This window comes from Methylobacterium sp. CB376, assembly GCF_029714205.1.
Taxonomy (GTDB): domain Bacteria; phylum Pseudomonadota; class Alphaproteobacteria; order Rhizobiales; family Beijerinckiaceae; genus Methylobacterium.
Genome location: NZ_CP121648.1, coordinates 4485132 through 4506924, shown reverse-complemented (window position 1 = coordinate 4506924; position 21793 = coordinate 4485132). Strand labels below are relative to the sequence as shown.

14 protein-coding genes, 6 pseudogenes and 1 riboswitch are annotated in these 21793 nt (G+C 66.0%); of the genes and pseudogenes, 12 read left to right on the top strand and 8 right to left on the bottom strand.

Going from position 1 to position 21793, the window contains the following annotated elements; all coding sequences use genetic code 11:
- The first annotated feature begins 38 nt into the window (after positions 1–38).
- The 4 genes and pseudogenes from QA634_RS20410 to QA634_RS20395 all read left to right on the top strand — a co-directional run.
- On the top strand, positions 39–1358 hold the full coding sequence (locus QA634_RS20410) for an IS701 family transposase (RefSeq protein WP_012333773.1): 1320 nt from the start codon (positions 39–41) through the stop codon (positions 1356–1358).
- An 849-nt stretch (positions 1359–2207) separates the two neighbouring features.
- Positions 2208–2921, top strand: coding sequence for a BLUF domain-containing protein (locus QA634_RS20405; RefSeq protein ID WP_168169167.1), 714 nt, complete (start codon positions 2208–2210; stop codon positions 2919–2921).
- Positions 2922–3035: 114 nt separating this feature from the next.
- Positions 3036–4370 carry an AmpG family muropeptide MFS transporter gene (locus QA634_RS20400; protein WP_012333771.1) on the top strand — a complete coding sequence of 445 codons (1335 nt, stop codon included), beginning with the start codon at positions 3036–3038 and terminating at the stop codon, positions 4368–4370.
- A 148-nt stretch (positions 4371–4518) separates the two neighbouring features.
- Positions 4519–4788, top strand: a pseudogene (locus QA634_RS20395) (transposase); the annotation flags it as partial.
- Between the two features lie 237 nt (positions 4789–5025).
- Here QA634_RS20395 and QA634_RS20390 read toward each other — a convergent pair.
- Positions 5026–6039, bottom strand: a complete 1014-nt coding sequence (locus tag QA634_RS20390; RefSeq protein ID WP_012332367.1) for an IS110-like element ISMtsp9 family transposase — start codon at positions 6037–6039, stop codon at positions 5026–5028.
- 203 nt (positions 6040–6242) lie between these two features.
- On the opposite strand from QA634_RS20390, the pseudogene QA634_RS20385 reads away from it, so the two are divergent.
- Positions 6243–7604 (top strand): annotated as a pseudogene (locus QA634_RS20385) (IS1182-like element ISMtsp10 family transposase); the annotation flags it as partial.
- Positions 7605–7758: 154 nt separating this feature from the next.
- On the opposite strand, the pseudogene QA634_RS20380 reads toward QA634_RS20385, so the two are convergent.
- Positions 7759–8246 (bottom strand): annotated as a pseudogene (locus tag QA634_RS20380) (transposase); the annotation flags it as partial.
- A gap of 938 nt (positions 8247–9184) precedes the next feature.
- Here QA634_RS20380 and QA634_RS20375 point away from each other — a divergent pair.
- Positions 9185–10585, top strand: a complete 1401-nt coding sequence (locus tag QA634_RS20375; RefSeq protein ID WP_012330561.1) for an IS30-like element ISMtsp4 family transposase — start codon at positions 9185–9187, stop codon at positions 10583–10585.
- A 1153-nt stretch (positions 10586–11738) separates the two neighbouring features.
- Here the strand turns inward: QA634_RS20375 and QA634_RS20370 are convergent.
- The gene (locus tag QA634_RS20370; RefSeq protein WP_012333767.1) at positions 11739–12263 is read right to left on the bottom strand and encodes a hypothetical protein; all 525 of its coding nucleotides are present in this window, start codon (positions 12261–12263) and stop codon (positions 11739–11741) included.
- Positions 12264–13601: 1338 nt separating this feature from the next.
- On the opposite strand from QA634_RS20370, the gene QA634_RS20365 reads away from it, so the two are divergent.
- Positions 13602–15035, top strand: coding sequence for an NAD(P)/FAD-dependent oxidoreductase (locus QA634_RS20365; RefSeq protein WP_012333766.1), 1434 nt, complete (start codon positions 13602–13604; stop codon positions 15033–15035).
- A 281-nt stretch (positions 15036–15316) separates the two neighbouring features.
- Here the strand turns inward: QA634_RS20365 and QA634_RS20360 are convergent.
- Positions 15317–15702 (bottom strand): annotated as a pseudogene (locus tag QA634_RS20360) (cation diffusion facilitator family transporter).
- Between the two features lie 144 nt (positions 15703–15846).
- Here QA634_RS20360 and QA634_RS20355 point away from each other — a divergent pair.
- Together QA634_RS20355 and QA634_RS20350 are read left to right on the top strand one after the other, a co-directional pair.
- Positions 15847–16137, top strand: a complete 291-nt coding sequence (locus QA634_RS20355; RefSeq protein WP_157182184.1) for a hypothetical protein — start codon at positions 15847–15849, stop codon at positions 16135–16137.
- Positions 16134–16817, top strand: coding sequence for an IS3 family transposase (locus tag QA634_RS20350; RefSeq protein WP_083784708.1), 684 nt, complete (start codon positions 16134–16136; stop codon positions 16815–16817). Before QA634_RS20355 ends, QA634_RS20350 begins: the two co-directional genes overlap by 4 nt.
- On the opposite strand, the gene QA634_RS20345 is transcribed toward QA634_RS20350, so the two are convergent.
- Together QA634_RS20345 and QA634_RS20340 are read right to left on the bottom strand one after the other, a co-directional pair.
- Complete coding sequence (locus QA634_RS20345; RefSeq protein WP_012330561.1) at positions 16717–18117, bottom strand: IS30-like element ISMtsp4 family transposase; 1401 nt, start codon at positions 18115–18117, stop codon at positions 16717–16719. The genes QA634_RS20350 and QA634_RS20345 overlap by 101 nt on opposite strands.
- 385 nt (positions 18118–18502) lie before the next feature.
- On the bottom strand, positions 18503–19501 hold the full coding sequence (locus QA634_RS20340) for an IS110-like element ISMtsp7 family transposase (RefSeq protein ID WP_012331380.1): 999 nt from the start codon (positions 19499–19501) through the stop codon (positions 18503–18505).
- Positions 19502–19561: 60 nt separating this feature from the next.
- Between QA634_RS20340 and QA634_RS20335 the strand changes: the two are divergent.
- Positions 19562–19786: pseudogene (locus QA634_RS20335) on the top strand (integrase core domain-containing protein); the annotation flags it as partial.
- Positions 19787–19861: 75 nt separating this feature from the next.
- On the opposite strand, the gene QA634_RS20330 reads toward QA634_RS20335, so the two are convergent.
- Positions 19862–20083: a hypothetical protein gene (locus QA634_RS20330; RefSeq protein WP_012333763.1), complete on the bottom strand. Its 222-nt coding sequence runs from the start codon at positions 20081–20083 to the stop codon at positions 19862–19864.
- A gap of 103 nt (positions 20084–20186) precedes the next feature.
- Positions 20187–20248, bottom strand: a riboswitch (Fluoride riboswitch).
- A gap of 95 nt (positions 20249–20343) precedes the next feature.
- On the opposite strand from QA634_RS20330, the gene QA634_RS20325 reads away from it, so the two are divergent.
- Both QA634_RS20325 and QA634_RS20320 read left to right on the top strand, forming a co-directional pair.
- On the top strand, positions 20344–20991 hold the full coding sequence (locus QA634_RS20325) for a hypothetical protein (RefSeq protein ID WP_012333762.1): 648 nt from the start codon (positions 20344–20346) through the stop codon (positions 20989–20991).
- Between the two features lie 149 nt (positions 20992–21140).
- A pseudogene (locus QA634_RS20320) lies at positions 21141–21302 on the top strand (transposase domain-containing protein); the annotation flags it as partial.
- 16 nt (positions 21303–21318) lie between these two features.
- Here QA634_RS20320 and QA634_RS20315 read toward each other — a convergent pair.
- On the bottom strand, positions 21319–21549 hold the full coding sequence (locus QA634_RS20315; protein ID WP_012333760.1) for a DUF6429 family protein: 231 nt from the start codon (positions 21547–21549) through the stop codon (positions 21319–21321).
- Positions 21550–21793: the final 244 nt, after the last annotated feature.

The following is a 21793-nucleotide window of genomic DNA, read 5'->3' as shown; positions in this document are numbered from 1 at the left end:
CCGTATGGTCGCGCTTCGATCTCGTGCAGGAGCGAGATATGGATCCCCTGAACACTGTCCTGGCTGGCCAGCCGCGCTTCGGCGCCTACGTCGGCACCCTCTCGGACGTCCTTGGCCATGCGGACCGGATCGCGCCGCTCAAGGCCTACTGCACCGGTCTCCTCCTGCCGGGCACGCGCAAGAGCATCGCGCCGATGGCGGCCCAGATCGCCCCCGCCCGCGTTCAGGCCACCCATCAGGTGCTGCACCACTTCGTGGCTAATGGTGAGTGGTCCGACGCCGCGTTGCTGGCTCGGGTCCGCGCCGTGGTTCTGCCCGTCATCGAGAGCCGGGGCCCGATCCAGGCCTGGATCGTCGAGGATACCGGCTTTCCCAGGAAGGGCCGGCACTCGGTCGGCGTGGGCCGGCAATCCTGCGGCCAGGTCGGCAAACAGGATGACTGCCAAGTTGCCGTGACGCTCTCGCTGGCCAACGGCCAGGCCAGCCTGCCGATCGCCTACCGCCTCTACCTGCCGGAAGCGTGGGCTCACGATGCGCAGCGGCGCATGAAGGCCGGCGTGCCTCAGGAGATCGGCTTCCAGACCAAGCCGGAGATCGCCCTGGATCAGATCCGGGCCGCACGGGCCGAGCGTGTGCCGCCCGGTCTCGTCCTGGCCGACGCCGGATACGGGAGCGATGCGGCGTTCCGCACGGCCCTGACGGCGTTGGGATTGCGCTACAGCCTCGGCATTGCCGCTTCGACCGGCCTGTGGCCGCCCGGAACGGCGCCCTTGCCGCCCGAGCCCTGGAGCGGGCGTGGTCGGCCGCCGACCCGGATGCGGCGCAGCCCCGATCACGAGCCGCTCTCGGCCGAGACGCTGGCACGCGCGCTGCCGGACGCGGCCTGGCAGGAGGTCAGGTGGCGTGCGGGCACGAACGGACTCTCGGCGTCGCGCTTCGCGGCGGTGCGGGTGCGCCCGGCGCATCGCGACGAGCAGCGACGCGGGCCTGGTCCCGAGGAGTGGGTCCTGATCGAGTGGCCGGACGGCGAGGATGCACCGACGCAGTACTGGATCTCGACCCTGCCGGCCGAGACGTCCCTGGCCGAGCTCGTCAGCCGGACGAAGCTGCGCTGGCGCATCGAGCGGGACTACACGGAACTGAAGCAGGAGATCGGGCTCGGTCACTACGAGGGGCGGGGCTGGCGCGGCTTTCATCACCATGCCAGCTTGTGCATTGCCGCGTACGGGTTCCTGGTCTGCGAACGGGGCCGGTTCTCCCCCGCGGGACCCGAGCTCGCCAGGCTCCACACGCCCGACCGACCCGCAGGTGACAGATCCCGCGGCACCCCCGACCCGGCCCGCGCGTCGTGGGCCTGATTCCGTCGCGAGCCGACGCCGGAGACTGGCGCATGCGCCGGTGCAATCGCGTCAGCGATGTCCCTGCTGCCACCGCGGATGCATGATCCGGGATCCGCTTGATCGCAGCGGATCCCGGATCCCAAGCCTGCGCGGCGCCTGAGCGAAGCCCAAAACCGCCATCCCGAAGGGATCAAGCGGATTTGGTATGACACGGTCGGACGAGCTGTCCTCGTCTTGATGATCCTGCGCGAGGCTGTCTCGGCCTCGTGCGCCTGCGAGTGCTTCAGCGGCAGGCCGGACGGCTGCCACGATGCCGCCGTAGCCCGTGCACCGGATCGTGATAAGCTCATACACTGCGTACAGATGCTGGCGGGCGTGACGGTCTCTGGCCACGAGCGAAGGTCCGAAAGTGGAGGATCGTGTTGAAAAACTCAGAGGCGACGCCTGACGCCTCGCCCTATGCCTCGCTGCGCGGAAGAAGTTCCTCTTTCCGACTCCCCATACGCCGACTTGCATCGGGTTGCGCGCGTCCGCGCGGAAGGCTCTTCTCCGCGCGGCCTGGTGTGGAGCACCGCATCGGCCGCTTCCCGAGTTTTTCAACACGATCGGCGCATCTCGAACCTTCCGAGAAGCCGCTTCGAAGCCTTCCCTTCTCCGAGTCCTCGGCTCACGGCCCACGCCGGGGCTGCACTCGCCAGTCAGCAATATAGCGATCTTCACGGCAACGACTTGACTGCGCCGTGGCAGCAGGCGATGCCCCGTGCGGTGAGATTTCGCCCGCGTTTACAGGTGTCTAGCCAACGTGCGTGTGTTGCGTTCGTCGGCGTCTGTGTACTAGATAGCGGACGAAACGATCGGGGCGCCCGCATGCGCGATGCCCGCAAGATGGGACAATCTCTGCCACTCATTGCCCATCTGGCAGAGGAACTGGCCTTCGCGCTGGCAGGCGAACTCGTCGCCGAAAACTACAAGCGGCCGAGCACAGCCCTCAGGCGGTTGGCGGACGCCAAGGCTCTCCTGGATCACTACGGCTACCCGGCTGGGCCGATGCTCGCCGAAACGGTCGAGATCGCCATCACGCAAGGCAGCGTGCTCCCTCACGGGCCGGAAGCCCGCGTCACGAAAACCACATCGGGCGTGTCGCCGTACAACTTCGAAGAGAGGTTCAAAACGCAGGTTTGGACATCCGAGGTATGTGTGCTTTATGTCAGCCGTAGATTGGCCACCGACACAGACATTCATGACATTGTCGAGAAATCTTTGAGTCGAAATCCGAATGTTGGGATCACCGGTGCACTTGTTTCTTCAAAATCTCATTTTGCGCAGTATTTGGAAGGTCATCCCTCGGCAGTAAGACAGCTAATGGACAACATCGAGCACGATAGTCGGCACGCAGACGTGACCACTTTTCTGGTCGCGAGCTTGCCGAAGCGCCGGTTCGGCAGTTGGTCACTGGCCTACTCGGGCGCCTCAAAGTACGTAGACCAGCACATGAAGTCATTGATCGAGGCAGCATCGCCTGCCACAGAGGAACAGCAGATAATGTTATTATTGGCATTGATGGAGAAGTCCATCAAATAATACGATTTTGATACACTCATATACTCGAACCAATGCCCAGAATGCTCCTAACTTTTCGCCGCTTCAGCGAGAAATCCGTGAGGCGGCGCTCACGCAGGTCGGCAGCGAAGCGGAATGAGCATGACTGAACCAGCTTTCGTCAGGTCTGAGAAGACGCCGTTCTGGTCGGCGCTGTTCACGGATCGGCGGATCGCGCCGGCACTCGGGCTCGGCTTCACTTCCGGCATTCCGTTCCTGCTCGTCTACGCCACGCAATCGGCATGGCTGTCCGACATCGGCATCTCACTCGCGACAATCGGCCTCCTGAGCGAGCTGACCCTCGCCTACAAGTTCAAGTTCGTGTGGGCCCCGTTCCTGGACCGCTACGACCCGCCCCTGCTCGGGCGCGTGCTCGGCCGCCGGCGCGGCTGGATCGTCGTCGCCCAAGCGGGCGTGATGGCGATGCTGACCGGCATCGCGTTCGGCGACCCGGCGAACTGGCTCGGCTGGACGATCGCGCTGTCCCTGGCCCTGGGCTTCGCCGGCGCAACGCTCGACCTCGTCATCGACGGCTGGCGCATCACCAGCGTGCGGCCGCCCGAGAAGCAGGCCGTGCTGTCGTCCTGGACGGAGATCGGCTGGCGGGTCGGCAACCTCGCGGCTGGCGCAGGCGCGCTGCTTCTGGCCGACAGGATCGGCTGGCGCGGCGCCTATCTCAGCATGGGCGCGCTGATGCTCGCTGGAATGCTCGCCGCCGTGCTGGCACCCGAGCCGCCGTCGGACCAGCTCCCCCATCAAGCCCGAGCCGGCTTCGTCGACACGGTCTGGGCTCCCATCCGAGAACTCCTGACGCGGCTCGGCCCGATGGCGCCAGCAATCCTGCTGCTCGTCGCGGGTTTCCGTATGCCGGGCTACGTCGCGAGTGCGATGGCAGTCCCGCTGTTCAAGCACCAGGGCTTCTCCAACACCGACATCGCCACGGTCACCAAGCTCTTCGGCTTCTGGATCGGGCTGGGCGGCACGTTTCTGGCTGGCGCTCTCGTCCCGCGGATCGGCATGCTGCCGAGCCTGCTGATCGGCACCGTGGCGGGCTCGGCCTCTCACTTGAGCCTCGCCTACCTCGCCGCCCACGGAGGCGACGGCGGGACGGCCTTCTGGACTTTCGCGACCACCGTCAGCATCGATGGGTTCGCGTATGCGTTCGCCTCAGTCGTGCTCATCACCTACATGTCAACGCTTGCTTCCGAGGAGCATGCGGCGAGCCAATTCGGGCTTCTGACGTCCCTGTGTGCATTCCCGGGCAGCGTGCTGGCGGGATTTTCGGGTTTCGTCGTCGAGTGGACGGGCTTTCCCTGGTTCTTCGTCTGGACGTCCCTGATCGGCCTGCCGGTGGCACTGCTCGCGTTCTACGTCTGGGCCAAGGCCGGCATCTCCGACGAGGCCCCACCCCAGCCCAGGGCAGCGTCGTAAGCGGAGTCTTGGGATTGGAATTGCCCCGTTTCGTGGCTCTTGCTCACTGTGATATTGGTGGCGAATTCGGCGCGGCTCCTGCGATGAGAGGACGATCCGCGCGGCGCGTTGAGCGACGATGTGGCCCCACGCCAATCAGGAGGGGGGCATGTCGCTCGACGTGAGACGGACGTATGTCGTGCCTGATCAGACGGCGCAGGTGGCGCGGGCGATCTTTCCGAGCGGCAATCCGGTCATGCGCCTCTCCGACGACCTGCATCGCGTCATGGAGGATCACGACTTCGCCGACCTGTTCTCGGCGCGGGGACGACCCGCAGAGGCGCCGGTCCGGCTCGCCCTCGCGACCCTGCTGCAGTTCATGGAAGGGCTGACCGATCGGCAAGCCGCCGACGCAGTCCGCACGTGGATCGACTGGCGACTGTATCGCGGGTCAAGCCTTGGGAGGCGATACGACGGTTTGACCTCTTAGAAACAGGATGGCTGGCCCCGCCCGAGAGGCGTTCCAGCGTCGGGTTGTTCACCGTCGTGTGCGCGTCAAGGCTGGCGCTCCGCGCCATCGCGCGTTGCGCGACAAGGCCTTGACCCGCCCCCGCCGGCGAACGGTCATGAGGCGGAGGGTCGATGCGAGGCATCGACCCTCCGATCAAGCCAGCGATCACGCCAGCGCATGCTGGTGTTGCCCCGTTGTCGCCAGGGGAGCCGTCCCGGACGTCGCCTGACAAGTCACCAGGTCGCTCTGGTCGAAAGTTTTGTTGGCGCGGAGGAGAGCATTCGCCAGGGTCACGACGCGTCGCCCTGTGGCCACGATGGCGAGCTTGGCCGGTTTGCCGGCGTCTCTCATGGCGCGATAGGGTTTTCGGAAAGCGGGACAGGCGCGTGCGGCGACCATGCCGGCCATGTAGAAGGCAGTCCGCAGGCACGGCCGGCCGCCAGCGATGGCATGGCGGCCGGGATGGGCCCCGCTCTGGCTGGGATGAGGAGCCATGCCAGCCAGGCTCGCGGCGGCCTTGCGGTCGAGCCGTCCAAGCTCGGGCATATCGGTGATCAGCACGCCGGCGATGCGCCGGCCGATCCCCGGGATCGAGGTGAGGATGATGCGCTTACGGGCCAAGGCCGGGTCGGCAGCGATGCGCCGGTCGAGCTCGGCTTCAACCTCGGCACAAGTCCGCGTCAGGGCCTCGAGGACGGCCCGGTGGCTGTCGACGATCATCGGATCGAGGGCCTGGGCCAGCCGGGTCTTCTCCATGGCGATCAGCTCGGTGAGCTGGCGCCGGCGCGTCGACAGAGCCTTGAGGGTCACCTGGTCGGCCGTGGGAACCGGGCGCAGAGACTCGCTCATGCGATGAGCAAAGCGGGCGATCAGCGCCGCGTCCAGCCGGTCGGTCTTGGCGATCAGCCCCTCGGCAGTGCGGAAGGCCTTGACCCGTCGCGGATCAATCAGCGCCACCGTGAAGCCGGCGGCAACGAGGGCATGCACGAGAGGCTGAGCGTAAGGACCGATCGCCTCCAGGGCGACGCGAATGACGCCTCGTTGCCGCAAGGCCGCGATCAGGCGCTTGATGCCGGCCGGATTGTTGTCGCAGCGCATCGGCTTGCCGGCAGGATGGAAGCCGAGATCGAGGAAGTGCTTGCCGGCATCGATGCCGGCCACCAGTCCGGGACTGAGCATGGGCGGATCCTGTCCTGTACGCGGGCGTCCGCGCGAGCGGAGCCCCAGCGACTGTTCGGAGGAACGCGACAGGGCATCCGGGATCGTGCCAATCGGCGATCGCGGCACAGGCGTTGCTGAGCTACGCCTGCGTCGGACCGGAAATACCTCAGATCGCCGGACGCCCAAGCCGCACTGAAGCACGGCTCGTCGTCAGGTACAGGAAGTACCTGCTGTGCCTGGAATTGGCTGACGCTGGTTTCGCCCACATCGACTTGAGCGAGTTCCGCACGCGCCTTCTCGCGCATGGGGCGGAAAGTCGGCTCTTCGACGCGACGCTCGCACTGGCACGAGGGCGCGGGCTCCTGAAAGGCGGTGGACGTCAGCGCAGCGACTCCACGCACGTCCTTGGAGCGATGCGGACCCTCAGCCGGCTCGAAGTTGTCGGGGAAACACTGCGCCACGCGCTGAACGAACTGGCGACGATCGCGCCCGACTGGCTCCGCACGTGCACGACCCCGACCTGGGTCGAACGCGACGGGCTCCGAGCGAGCGAGTTCCGGCTTCCCAAGAGCCAGGCAGGACGGCAGGCGTGGGCGGTGCAGACTGGGATCGATGGGTTCGCCTTGCTGGCTCTCGCCCCACCCGTCCTGCGTGACGTCGCGGCCCTTGAGACCCTGCGACGGGTCTGGGTGCAGAACTTCCTCCGCGAGGACGGGCCGGAGGGCACCCGTGTCGCATGGCGGACGAACCATCAGCTGCCACCATCGGGTCGATACATCGGCTCGCCGTATGACGGCGAGGCGCGCTCCGCGAGCAAGGGCACGACGGTGTGGAGCGGCTATAAAGTGCATCTGACCGAGACGTGCGACGATGACGCGCCGAACCTGATCACCCACGTCGAGACGACGACCGCCGCGGTCTCGGACGAGGCGACGACCTCGACCATCCACGCGACGCTTGCTGCACGGGATCTGCTGCCCAAGATCCACATCGCCGACACCGGCTTCGTGAACGCGGCGCTGTTCGTTGACGCCCAGGCGCGCCACGGGATCGATCTGGTCGGCCCGACGCGGGGTGACCGGCAGTGGCAGGCCCAGGCCGGTGACGGGTTCGCCGCACGGGACTTCGCCATTGACTTCGCTCGGCGGCGGGCGACGTGTCCGGGCGGGAAGGAAAGCCAGAGCTGGACGCCCACGCTCGTCCACGGCACGACACCGGTGATCAAGATCAAGTTCGCGGTCCGCGATTGCCGGGACTGCTCGCTGCGGCCGGACTGCACACGCTCGCGCTCGTCCCGCCGGGCGATCACGATCCGCCCTGAAGCCCAACACGAGGCGTTGCGGGTCAGGCGGGAGCGGGAGAAGACCGCCGACTTCGCAGCCGAGTACGCCCGACGAGCCGGCGTCGAGGGCACGATTGCACAAGGCGTGCGGTCATCTCGGCTGCGGCGAACGCCCGACTTCGGACACGCAAAGACGCACCTGGTTCATCTGATGACGGCAGCGGCGATGAACTTGGTGCGACTACTGCGATGGCTCGCGGACGAACCGAAGGCTCGAACACCAAACTCATCCTTTGCATAGCTGCACTCGCCTGCAGCCTGACTGTGCCGAGCCGAATTCACCACCAATATCAAAGTGCGGAAGAACCACCAACTCGAGGGAGGATAACTCTCGTGGCCCTCCGGGCAGCGCACGCGCTGACGCTCCCACTCGACCGCGAAGTCCGTGACGTCGAACTCGACGCGGTTGAGGTCGCGCACCGCCGCGAGCACGTGGGTGCTGTCGGTGCGTTGGCGCCCGCGCCTTGAGCACGCCCTGGTCGTGCGCGGCCTCGAGGATGCGGACCAGCAGCCGTCCAGCGGCCTCGTGCTCCAGCAGCCGGCCGCGGAACTCGCACAGGACGCTGGGATCGAAGCCGGGATCGGCGAGGTCGAGGGCCAGCAGGTATTTCCAGTCAATCCGGGCTCGGACCGCCTCAGCGGCCTGGCGGTCGCTCAGGCCTTCGCGGAACTGCAGGAGGGTGACGAGGGCCAGGCGCCAGGGTGCGTACGCGGGCTGGCCGCGGCTGGGAAAGAGGTCAGCGAACGCAGCATCGGCGAAGATGGTGCCCAGGCGGGTGCGTAGGAGCAGGTCGGGGTTGTTGCCGCGTCGGAACGCGGTCTGGGCGACGCGAGCTGTGTCCTCAGGGACAGGCGGGAGCGGGGGCTGTGGCCGGAGCGACATGAGCGACCTCCGAGCGGGGCCGCCAGCCTACACCCACCACGACGCCCTCCGGAATTCGCCAACAGTATCCGGTCGTTTCTCAGACATTACGGTCACGAGAGTTCAGATCGGACCACTTAGCGAAGCAGCATTGTGCCGCCGAGCCGGACATATGGCCAGTTGAATGGCGAGGAACAGCGTCAGAAGGCAGCTATCTTCGCTCGACTCTACGCGCACCGCGCCGGGATCAAAGCCACCTTCTCGCTAGTCGCGCGCAGCTTCGACCTGCGTCGGGCACACTACGTCGGCTTGGCAAAGGTTCGGCTGCAGCACATGCGACGGCGGCCACACTTGACTTGGCCCGTATCGTCCGCTGAGTCGTTGGCGAGCCGATCGCTACCACGCGTCAGAGCGACTTCGGCCGCCTGCTAAGTCCTAAGGCTGTTGCCTGAGTTCGCCGGTGATAACAAACTCGCCAACGAACCACTTCAAGGTGGGCGAACCATAGCGCCTCGGTCATCGCGGTTGGTAGCAAAATCCGTGCAGACTGTCGCGTGCTTCTCCGCACCGCGCCGTCGGTCGGGCCAAGGCAAAATACCTTTACGAAGGCTGTAATTAGCATAGGAGGGGACAATGGGTTCGCCTCAAATCTCCATCGAGTTAAATACCTGCGGTATGGACGAAATTCTGGACCTTGAACTTGAATTTGTTTCCGGCGGAGACTTAGGGCCCGGCCCCCAATATAGTGGATTTCCGGATTTTAACGCTATAGCAAGGAAAGCTGCATTTATTTTGCAGTTAAGAACTCAGGTCCGGAGCAATGAATACGCAGTTGCTGAACACCGTATTCGGTTGCCGTAGTTGGCTCCAATAGCCTCATACACCGAGCACCAATAAGATAATACCACATAGGGTGGATTCAAGTGGTCGTCGCAACGGCTTGGCGGAGGGCGGTTGTGATGGCAGGTCGGCGGCGTTCGGATCGGGCACTTCGCGAGAAGCTGCGGTCACCGGGTCGTCCCGGGGTCGGTCTGCGCGAGACGCGGCGGGGGTTCTGGGCGTTCCTCGCGCAGGGTCTCTCCAGCGAGGTCGCAGCGATGAAGCTCGGGATCTCGCCACCGGTCGGCTCGCGGTGGTTCCGGACAGCAGGCGGAATGGCACCTTCCCACCTGTCACCATCATCCAAGTCGCCTTCTGCGCGCTACCTGTCGTTGGCTGAGCGGGAGGAGATCGCGATCCTACAAGCGCAAGGTCACGGGGTCCGGGACGTCGCTCGGCGTCTGGGACGGGCGGCGTCGACCATCTCGCGGGAATTGCGCCGCAATGCGGCGACCCGCAGTGGCGGCCTGGACTATCGCGCCACGACCGCGCAGTGGCACGCTGAACGCGCGGCACGCCGGCCCAAGCCAGCAAAACTGGCGGGGAACGCAGCGCTGCGGACGTACGTGCAGGAGCGGCTCGCCGGAACTGTCGCGACACCGGGCGGGAGCGCTCTGCCTGGCCCTAGCGTTGCCTGGAAGGGACGGCGGCACGGGCGACGCCAGAGCCGGCGATGGGGTCGATCCTGGAGTCCGCAGCAGATCGCCGAGCGCCTACGGCTCGACTTTCCGGGCGATACGACGATGCGCATCAGTCACGAGGCGATCTATCAGGCGCTCTACATCCAGGGCCGGGGCGCGCTGAAGCGTGAGCTGACCGCGTGTCTTCGCACAGGACGGGCTTTGCGTGTGCCGCGGGCCCGCAGCCTGGGCCGAGGCAGGTCGTTCGTCACCCCCGAGGTGCTCATCAGCGAGCGTCCGCCCGAGGTGGAGGACCGCGCGGTGCCGGGGCACTGGGAAGGAGATCTGATCCTGGGTCTGAAGAGTTCGGCGATCGGGACCCTGGTCGAGCGCACGACGCGCTTTACGATGCTGCTGCATCTTCCGCCGATGGACGGCCATGGGGTGACACCGCGTGCGAAGAACGGCCCGGCGCTGGCGGGGCACGGGGCCCAGGCGGTGCGCGAGGCGATCGCCGGCACGATCGCGCGCTTGCCCGAGCAGCTGCGGCGCTCGTTGACCTGGGACCAGGGTACCGAGATGGCCGAGCACGCGCGCTTGCGGATCGACGCGGGTCTGCAGGTCTACTTCTGCGATCCACGCTCACCCTGGCAGCGGGGGACGAACGAGAATACGAACGGGTTACTGCGACAGTACTTCCCGAAAGGAACGGATCTGAGCGCCCACAGCGCGAACGATCTTGCTGCTGTGGCCGCAGCCCTCAACAGCAGACCGCGCAAGACGCTGAACTGGAAGACGCCGGCAGAGGCGCTCGACGCTGTGCTGGCTGCCGTGCAAGATGGTGTTGCGACGACCGCTTGAACCCAAGTAGAATGCCATCGGAGCGCGGTCAGCTTGGGAGGTTGATATGTCTTCTTCTAAGATTCCTTCAGTTCAGGACGGCAGCACGCCGATCGAGAAGCGCGCCCCTGAGCTGTCTGGTGGGATCTTGGAAGCCGAGCTTGACGCCGTAGTTGGAGGATTTTCCCTCGGAAACGGCCTTCATGGAATAGATACTCCACCGTATATGAAAATATTTAAAGAACTAACATCTTCTCAGGGATCTCAGTCCTCGCCCAGCGGTGGGGGCAAAGGAATCTGGAAGGACTAGTATTATAGAACCGGTTTTCAACTCAGGGATTTCTGAGAACGACCAGATTGCTATAGTCTATGACATGCACGGACGGCCGGCACCGCCCGTGTATCGAGAAGTACAATCCAACTGGAACCGTATTACTCCTCGTCGTCGCTGGGGCCCCGGGTGGGCATCCAGGGGCACAGACCGCGCCTGACTCCATAGGGGCCAGAGTAGTCGAGGTCGCCGGCCCAAGGATGGATGCGGATCGTCCACGGATCGACATCATCAGCTCCGATGGCGGAGTAGGTTCTTCGGGCCAGGATGGACCACCGGGGCGGTAGCGGTCTGGATGCCGTGACAATATGGGTTCTTCGGACCAGAGCGGCCTGCCGATGCGGCGCCGGTCTGGACACCACAATGGGATGGCTTCGTCGGGGCAAGATCGCCTGCCTGTACAGCTTCGGTCTGGAGACACGTTCCGCCTGACGCGAGCGGAGGACGGGCGACGATGGACGCTGCGCGACCACCCGCGAACGCCGTTGGAAGGTGGTGATGGCACGGCTGCGGGCGGGCGGACGCTTCGCCTGCCGCTGGACCGCCTCCGATGCCGGTGCTTTCGGTCGCTCGACTTCCGGTTGGGCAGGAGCGTTCGTCTCGGACGGGGCTGCGGTGCGGGTCGGCGGATCGGTCCAGGAGGTCTGCGCGGCCAAGCCGGGTACGCCGGAGAGCAGGAGCGCCACCGTGAGGGCAATGCGGCATTTCACCATGAGCACGCCCCTTCCATCACGAGAATGACCGGGACTCGACGGCATGATAACTGACGGCCGGTTGGCTGTCAGGCGGTTCGATGACCGCCCTTGTTCCTGCCGCCCAGTGGTGCGGCCCCATTAGGCAGGGTCAGGAGACTTCAGCTTCGATCCCGAGCCATTCCTTGATCTTGCCAATCATGGTCCGATCTGGCGTTGCCGGTTCAGGAATGCATTTGGCCTGATCCAGCCTTTCGCTCACCTCGTCCCCGCTCAGAAGGGTGGCCTGACGGCCAATGGCCAGGGCCCCTTCGAGCGCCATCATCCCATTCTCGAAGTTCAGCGGCCTCCCGGATGTGCGCGCGTTGATGTAATTCTGGCGCAGGCGTTCCACCTCGGGCGCGTCCGCGCAGGCCAGCCGGGTGACGAACGGCAGCAACCGTTGGCGTTGCACGTCGTCGGCTTCGTCATTGAGCAGCATCGCGAGGCGGCAGATGGGTCGTGAAAAACAGCGCGGCATGACTTCTACCCGCCACACCGGCTGATACGGAAACCCGGCCGCAACGATGGCGGCTTCGTTGATGCAGGTGCCGCCGTCCGGTCCTGGGAACTGGTGGGATCCGGCCTTGAGCGTCCAATTCAGGATGTAACCGAACTGCGTCACGGCTGCCTCCATGCCGCCCCCTAGGGGGTCTCGGGCGCCGCCGCGCGCCGTCAATGCGGATCGATCAGCTCGGAGCCTGCTGGCCTGCTTCTACGGTCGGTGGCCACCGGCTACTGAGGAGTGTGGCAGCCCTGACGGATAAGCTGATTGCTCGCCCCCGGGGAACCGCCAAGGTTTCGGCTCGTTGAAAGGGCGTATCGCGTCTTACGGAGCATAGTATATCGCAGCTTGATGAGCGAGTGGCGGGCAACGTATTGCCGCTGCCGTCGATCGGCAGAGCCCTCGTCGGTTTTGTAACATCCACAACAGGCCTGATATTCACGATGCTTATGCTCAGCGGCATTGCCTGACTTAATAGCAAAATTAACTTTCATGAATTTTTTTATTCGACTTCTGCCAGCAACCAGGCATTTGCCGTCTGAGACTGAACTAGCGTACCAGCGCATAGTGGCTATGATCTAGCTGGAAGAAAGAGGACGATTTTCGCCATATCTACGCCGTCGAACCCTTTCGCGGCAGCCGAGGGCTACAATCTCTGCGATATCGCTCGACGCTTAAATGTTACACGTCACACCGTTGGGCGCCGGGCAGTGAGTACGGCGACACCGCGGGCGGCTCGGCTAGAAGCTCTCAGAGCGCTCGCTGTCGAGGAAGTCACAGCAGCACTTCATCAACCATCCTGCGGCAGGCTGTGAACAGCCGAGCTGTCCCAGCCAGCGCGGCGAAGGCGATGGCCCGACGCTCCTCGCAAGAGGCCTAGGCCGTCGCTTCTCTCGATTTCCGAGACCGTCCACCCGCGTTGTGCACCAGGGTGGGCGAGGACAGCGACCGGTGGCCGTTCCGAGACACACGGGCTGGTCGCTGTATCGGTGGCCGGGTTGATCCTGACCTGTCGGCCCGGCCACCGCATCACCGATATGCGAGCGGCGTCATCGTGACGGGAGGGCTGGGAGCCGCCGGGCGTACGGGTTTGAATTCCTGACAGGCAATCCTTACAGCTTTAAGTTGCTGAAAAACCGTCGCTTTTCGAACATCGGGTCGATGTGTTGATGCTTCGATGTTTGAGTTTGCGGCCTGTCTCATACCACTGCGCGTTTGCGTTGACGCGTTCTCCTCAACAGCATCTCCGCGCAGCATGGTTCATATCATCGGATCAGATCAAAGGCGCGCCGGTATGATAGCGCGCTGACAGTTCGGAGAGAGGCTGGTCCGCCTCGTCTGAAACACGCCTTCATCTCGGGAACATCCGGCTGGATGCCCGCGCGCGGAGTTCGTCAGCCCTGTCTGTGATCCAGCCCACAGGCCGATCGCGCAGGGACAGTTACGATCGACAGCACTGCCGACTGGCCCATGTTCGGAGAATCGATCGTGACAGCCTGTTCAATTTTGAAAACCGGCACGTCCCGCCGCCCGCTTCGCCACGCCGTGGTCATGGGCGGCAGCTTCGCGGGCCTGCTGGCCGCGCGCGTCCTCTCGGACCATGTCGAGCGTGTCACGATCCTCGAACGGGATGAACTGGTCCGCGGCCCCGAGCCGCACAAGAGCGTGCCGCAAGGCCATCATCTGAACGCCCTCCTGGTGCGCGGTCAGTTGATTGCGGAGGCCCTGCTGCCGGGCCTGACCGACGAGCTCGTGGCCGCAGGCTCCGTTCTGGTCAATGGCGGGCGCGAATTTGCCTGGTACCACCTGGGCGGCTGGCGCGTCCGGTACGACAGCGACCTCTTCTTTCTGTCGTTGAGCCGACCGCTGCTCGAGAGCAGGATCGCGGAGCGGGTTCGCGCCTTGCCGAATGTGACGGTTCTCGACGGGGTCCGGACAATAGGCCTGCGTAGCGATGGCAGCAGGATCACGGGCGTCCGTCTTGCCAGAGCGGGCGGTCAGCACCAAACCGACGAGATCGAGGCGGATCTCGTCGTCGATGCGACGGGTCGGGGCAGTTCGACGCCGCAGTGGCTGACGGAGCTGGGCTTTTCGGGGCCGGAGACCGAGCTCTTCGGCGCCCGCGTCACCTATTCGACCTGCACGTTTCGCCGCTCGGACGAGCGATTGGACTGGCGCGCCTTGATGGTGAGCGACAAGACCGCCCGGCGCGGCGGCAGCCTGGTCCCCATCGAGGGCGGCCGGTGGCTGGTGACGCTGCCCAGCTTCTTCGACGAACCATCGCCGCAGGACCATGACGCATTCCTGGCGTTCGCGCGCTCGTTGGCGGTGCCCGATCTCTACGACGTGATCCGCACGTGCGAGCCCATGTCGGAGATCAAGCGCTACCGCTTCGTCGGCAGCCTGCGGCGGCGGTACGAGCGGCTCGAGCGGTTCCCCGAGGGGCTGATCGTCATCGGAGATGCCGTGTGCAGCTTCAACCCGGTCTACGCTCAGGGCATGACGGTCAGCGCGATCGAGGCGGAGGCTCTCAACCGCACGCTGGCCTGCGTCGCGCGCGACGGCGGGATCGGTCCGGATTTCGCCCGGCGTTGGTTCCAGACCATTAAGCCAGCGGTCGACGTCGCCTGGAACGGCATATCGCTGGAGGATCTCCGCTTTCCCGAATTGGCGGCGCAGCGGCCGTTCCGTATGCGTCCAGTGCAATGGTACATGGAGCGCGTCCATCGGGCGACGCACCGAAGCCCCGCCGTGACCGATCAATTCTATCGGGTCCTGAACTTCCTCGATCCGCCGTCCAGGCTCTTCCGCCCGAGCGTGATCACCGAGATTCTGTTCGGGGGCCGGGGCGACCCGCCGCCGAAGGCGCTACCGCGTGGTGCGCCGCTGGGCGAAGTGACGTAGACCGGAACAGCTGAGCGGGGAAATCGGGGCGTGACGAGGTGGAGGGCCCCTGCTCACGGCACCGCTGTGCCGGGATGAGGGCGCTGGTTTTCATCCTCAGGAGCCGTCCACCCCATCACGCCCCGGCTCTTCTCGTCCTATACAGGGCCTTATGCGAACCACGCCGCTCATGAGCGGCAGGTCCAGACCTGGTTCCATACGCCCGCCTTACGCGAATGGCCGAGAGTCGGATTGTCCGCAGAAGTATGCCCATACGGATACATGACAGGCTCGTGAGCTTCTCAAGCTTCCGCCCGGTGCTCGTCCCGAGCGGCCTGCCAGACCTCACGCACGGCATCCGCGTTCATAGCCGCCATGCCGATGCCGACCAGCAGGTCGGGCCACGCCGAGCGCCAGACAAGAACTTGTCCCAGGCGGTGCAGACCGTCGCCAGGCTTGGCACCAGCAGGATCAGCCCCAGCGCCATGCCGACCCGGGCGCGGCTGCGCACGCTCCAGCCGAGCGCGACCAGGATCAGCAGGTTGACCGAGGCGTCCTCCAGGAAGTCGACACTGTCGGCGAACAGCGACACCGAGGCGATCGCCAGTGCAACGGCAAACTCGATCCCGAAGTACACCAAGTTGAGCACCGCCACGAGCGTCACCGCCCGCAGCAGCCCGTCCGGGATCACCGACCCGCTGTAACGTCGGCCCTTGCTCCCGTGGTCATATGGGATTGCCCCGGATCGGTGGACACCGAGAGCGCTTTCGCGTGAGGTGTGTTTGCCATGCCGAGACCCCGTCCCCCGTACCCGGCGGAGTTCCGCCGCGAGATGGTCGAGTTGGTCCGCGCCGGGCGCGATCCGACCGACCTCGCCCGTGAGTTCGAGCCGTCGGCCCAGGCCATCCGCACCTGGGTGGCCGAGGCCGACCAGCAGGAGGGACGCCGAGAGGCGAAGCCTGCTGCTACTGAGGCCGCGCTGTCGGCGAACGAGCGCGAGGAGCTGCTTCGGCTGCGGCGCGAGAACCGTCAGTTGAAGCTGGAGCGCGACATCCTCTCTCGCGCGACAGCCTGGTTTGCGCGCGAGACCGGAGGTCTGCCGTTTGGATCTTCCGGTTCATGAGCGAGAACCAGGCGCACTTCCCGATTGCCGTCATGGCGCGCGTGCTGGGCGTCTCGAAGGCCGGGGACTACGCCTGGGTCGGCCGACCCCTCTCGGCGCGGGCTCAGGCGGACGAGGTGCTGCTCCGGCGCATCCGCACGATCCACCTGGGCTCGCGTCAGACCTACGGCTCGCCGCGGGTCCAGGCGGAGTTGCGTGACCAGGGCGAGGCTCACAGCCGCAAGCGGATTGCGCGGCTGATGCGCGAGGCGGGTCTCGTCGGGGCGTGCCATCGCCGCGGCGGACCCATGACGACGCGGCGCGATCAGGAGGCCAGACCAGCTCCGGACCTGGTCGACCGCAGCTGTGCGGCCGATGAACCCAACCGGCTCTGGGTCGCGGACATCACCTCCATCCCGACGAGTGCAGGGGTCCGCTCCCTGGCCATCGTGCTCGACGCGTTCAGCCGCCGGATCGTCGGCTGGTCAATGGCTGATCATCTGCGAACTGAACTGGTACTCGGCGCACTCGAGATGGCCGTTGGCCAGAGAAAGCCGCGAGACGTGATCCACCACTCGGATCAGGGCTCGCACCTTGGGTTCAAGCGGTCGTCGCAACACCATCTTGCACGGCAGCCAGCACAGCGTCGAGCGCCTCTGCCGGCGTCTTCCAGTTCAGCGTCTTGCGCGGTCTGCTGTTGAGGGCTGCGGCCACAGCAGCAAGATCGTTCGCGCTGTGGGCGCTCAGATCCGTTCCTTTCGGGAAGTACTGTCGCAGTAACCCGTTCGTATTCTCGTTCGTCCCCCGCTGCCAGGGTGAGCGTGGATCGCAGAAGTAGACCTGCAGACCCGCGTCGATCCGCAAGCGCGCGTGCTCGGCCATCTCGGTACCCTGGTCCCAGGTCAACGAGCGCCGCAGCTGCTCGGGCAAGCGCGCGATCGTGCCGGCGATCGCCTCGCGCACCGCCTGGGCCCCGTGCCCCGCCAGCGCCGGGCCGTTCTTCGCACGCGGTGTCACCCCATGGCCGTCCATCGGCGGAAGATGCAGCAGCATCGTAAAGCGCGTCGTGCGCTCGACCAGGGTCCCGATCGCCGAACTCTTCAGACCCAGGATCAGATCTCCTTCCCAGTGCCCCGGCACCGCGCGGTCCTCCACCTCGGGCGGACGCTCGCTGATGAGCACCTCGGGGGTGACGAACGACCTGCCTCGGCCCAGGCTGCGGGCCCGCGGCACACGCAAAGCCCGTCCTGTGCGAAGACACGCGGTCAGCTCACGCTTCAGCGCGCCCCGGCCCTGGATGTAGAGCGCCTGATAGATCGCCTCGTGACTGATGCGCATCGTCGTATCGCCCGGAAAGTCGAGCCGTAGGCGCTCGGCGATCTGCTGCGGACTCCAGGATCGACCCCATCGCCGGCTCTGGCGTCGCCCGTGCCGCCGTCCCTTCCAGGCAACGCTAGGGCCAGGCAGAGCGCTCCCGCCCGGTGTCGCGACAGTTCCGGCGAGCCGCTCCTGCACGTACGTCCGCAGCGCTGCGTTCCCCGCCAGTTTTGCTGGCTTGGGCCGGCGTGCCGCGCGTTCAGCGTGCCACTGCGCGGTCGTGGCGCGATAGTCCAGGCCGCCACTGCGGGTCGCCGCATTGCGGCGCAATTCCCGCGAGATGGTCGACGCCGCCCGTCCCAGACGCCGAGCGACGTCCCGGACCCCGTGACCTTGCGCTTGTAGGATCGCGATCTCCTCCCGCTCAGCCAACGACAGGTAGCGCGCAGAAGGCGACTTGGATGATGGTGACAGGTGGGAAGGTGCCATTCCGCCTGCTGTCCGGAACCACCGCGAGCCGACCGGTGGCGAGATCCCGAGCTTCATCGCTGCGACCTCGCTGGAGAGACCCTGCGCGAGGAACGCCCAGAACCCCCGCCGCGTCTCGCGCAGACCGACCCCGGGACGACCCGGTGACCGCAGCTTCTCGCGAAGTGCCCGATCCGAACGCCGCCGACCTGCCATCACAACCGCCCTCCGCCAAGCCGTTGCGACGACCACTTGAATCCACCCACTAGACTTCGCTGGCCTTTGGCAGCCGCTGCCGCGAGGCAGGGGTGCGGCCCTCGATGGGCTCGGTCGGTGATGCTTACGACAATCTATGGACGCCTCCCGCGGCAAGGTATTCCTCAGCGACGACCACGACCTTGGGTGCGTGAATCTATCCGGCCTGTCGGTGGAGCGATCACGCCCCTGGCCTCGATGGGGTCCGCTTCTTCCGTCCTCATAACGCTAGCGGCCTCGAAGGCCGTGTCGTAGGTCAGGATCGGAAGCGGCGGCCCACGCCGTGTCGCCATCGTCGGTCACCTCGCACGCATCGCCGCTCGCGCGACGATCTCGGTCGCCCGCGTCAGGCGCGGGCGTAATCCTCCTCGCGCCTCAGCATCGCCCAGGCTATCCGCGCGGTCTTGTTGGCCATCGCCACGATCCCCTTGTTGAACCCGCGCCGGTCGATCACCGCCTGGAACCAGCGTGAGCGCGGATCGGTCTTCGTGGCCAGGCGCAAGGCGACCGCGCGGGCGCCGTGCACGAGTTGGCGCCGCAGATAGTGGTTGGCCCGGCGTCCGACGCCCCCGAGGTGCGGCTTGCCGCCGGTGGAGTACTGTCGCGGCACCAAGCCGATCCAGGCCGCGAGTTCGCGCCCTGAGCGGAACTGGCGGGCATCGCCGACGCTGGCCTTGAGGGCGGTGGCGACGACCGGGCCCACGCCAGGCAACGTCATCAGGCGGCGGCAGACGACGTCTTCGCGGCAGATCGCCCGAAGTTGATCGTCGAGCCGCTCAAGCCGCGTCTCCAGGGTCTCCAACTCGTCGAGCAGGGCCGCGAAGGTGGCTCGCGCCATCGGCGACAGTCCCGCCTCGGAAAGTTCCGCCCGCACACGCGCTGGAAAGCGGGCCGCACCCTTCGGGTAGATGAGGCCGTACTCAGCCAGGAGCCCACGGGTATGATTGATCAGGTTCGTGCGTTGCGAGACCAGCCGATCGCGGACGCGATGAAGCGACTGCAGGTCTTGCTGCTCGGTCGACTTCACAGGCACAAACCGCATCGTGGGACGTGAGGCGGCGTCGAAGATCGCCTCGGCGTCGACGGCATCGTTCTTCGAGCCGCGCACGAACGGCTTGACGAAGCGCGGGTTGATCAGCCGAACCTCATGCCCGGCCGCGAGGAAAGCTCGCGCCCAATGATGGGCCGTGGCGCAAGCCTCCATGGCGATCACCTTCGGGGCGAGGCTGGCCACCAGCGCCGGAAGTTTGGTGCGCCCGACGCGCCGGGAGATCACCTGACCATCGGCATCGACGCCGTGAACGTGAAACGACTGCTTGGCCAGATCGATCGCGAGCATCTGCATGGCTCTTCTCCCTCTCGGTCTCGCCCAACCTGGGCGCGGAGCGGGAGGCGTCCATCCCATAACGCCATGGCCGAGAGCTTCTTCTCAACCCTGGAATGCGAGCTCCTCGCCCGCCGGCGCTTCCACTCCCGGCCAGAGGCTCGCATGGCCCTCTTCAGCGACCTCGAAGGCTTCTAAAACCCGGTGCGGCGACACTCCGCCCTGGGCTACCGATCACCCCTCACCTACGAGAAGGAGCACCGCCCAAAACCCGCACATGAGACCCCGGTCAGCCAAGCCCCATAACCGTCCACAGAGACGGGGCAATCCCAATCCCCACACGCCGATGCTGAGGCTGGCCCCGGCGTGCTTACGCACCACCTACGCGTCAATCTCCGTGCCGGCCAGGAAGGTCAGCAGGATTGCGCCGAAGCCGGCCAGGAAGTTGACCCAGTCGGTGAGGTGCAGGCCGATGGTGTTGCCGGCCACGGCCCCTACCATCATCTTGACCAGGGCCACCGAGATCGTCACGCGCAGCGCAATGATCGCGGCGAGTAGCGCGAGCCCCAGCCACACCGCGGGCTCCAGCCAGACATCCGCCATCACACGCCTCCTCCGGCCTTCGGCCGGTGCTCAAGCGGATGCGCGACGGCATGAAAAAACCCGCCGACGGCGGGTCTGCGGGCGCACCCCCACCGCATGTCGTCACGCGGTAGGAGTCATCGGCCCGGGTGGGCGGTTATGGGGAACTCCACCCCCAGACCGCCACTCTAAAAACCGGCCCTGACAGCGTCAACTGTTCATGCAGGCGAGCAGAACCGTGCTATGATCAAGCTCATGACGTCAGCCGCGGAGGCGGCCCGATGCATACCCTCGATGTTGCGGTCCTGACCGCATTGGTCGTGCTCGGCGTAAGCTTGGCTTATGCTTGGCGTCGCGAGCGCCGGCACCGGCAGCGCAACCTGGCATCTGCCCTGGTCGGCGAGATTGTTGCCGTGCTGCGGGCGATCGAGACCCACGACGTTCTGGCTCGTCTGGAGCATGTGGCGGCCACGGTGCCCCGCGTCGCCGTGCCGACGCTGCCCCCGATCCCGGCGGCGGTCTATCAGGCCTATGCGGGCTGCCTTGATCGGCTGGAAGCCCCGCTCCCCCGCAAGATCTCCTACTTCTACACGCGGCTGCAGATGCTGCAGGGGGACTTGGCCGCCCTGAGCCTCCGCCAAGTGCAGGACTTTCCGGCCGTGTCCGGGGCCAGCTTCGCGGCCGAGCTGGCCCGGGACCTCCGTGATACCCTCGCGGTCGGCGACGAGATCCTGAAGGATCTGCGACCGCTCCTGGTACGGCGCCGGCTGCACATTCGGCTCCGCCGCACTGTCGCGTCGACCGCCAAGGTATACCGGAAACTGCCACGTGCGACCCTGCGCCATCCGTTCGCTCATCGGCCGCCCGGTGCGCCCCTGTGGCCGTGGCGGCGTGGGGCCGCCCCTGCGAGCCCGGCTCAGCCCTTGTAAGCCACCAGGATCACTTTGCGTGGACGCCGGTGGATTGACTCGGCCCGGTGATGGCCTGCCCCGCCCACCCCATCGTGGGTGGCATGCCCATCCCCTTCGCCATCCCCGAATGCCGCTTCGAGCGCGTCGTCGAACACCACCGGGACCGCCTCGTCATCCCGGTGCGCCTGAACGACGTCGATCCGCGAGCTTGGCTGGCCGACGTCTTGGCGCGGATCAACGACCACCCCTCACGTGCCCTCGCCGCACCCCTGCCCCGGGCCTGGAAAGCCCGCGGTCCCGCGATGGCCAGTTCGGCTCAGGTCGCCTGAGCGCGGGATCCAGCGATCAGGTCGCGCGCGTGAACAAGGCGTGAAACAACGCCCGGGATCGGCGAAGCCCTTCATCCGTGAGCACCACGGACTTGGCTCGTCCGACTGGGTCTGCGATCAGCCCTTTGCGGTGCAGCCGATCGAGGACCTGCCAGTCGAATCCCTTCCAGGCCCGGCGCTCATCGTGGAGCGTCAGCCACGGGAGGCCGAGCACCGCCTCGTCGATCCGCTCCTCATCGATCTGCATGAGTCCAGCTTAACACGCCGCAACCCCAACGCGCCGCGGTTCTGACCGGATGGATACTGCCTTGCCCTCAGGCTGCAAGACTAACTGGCATCGCACCCTGCCCGGCGGCTGCCGGATCGAGAGGGCGCGGAGGAGGGTGGCGAGCCGCGGATCAGCCCGCGCGCCGCAGCCGCAGCCCGGACGGAACTGGCCGCTCGCCGGCAGGTCGCCAGCACCGCACCATCCCGCCAGGATCCGACGAGAT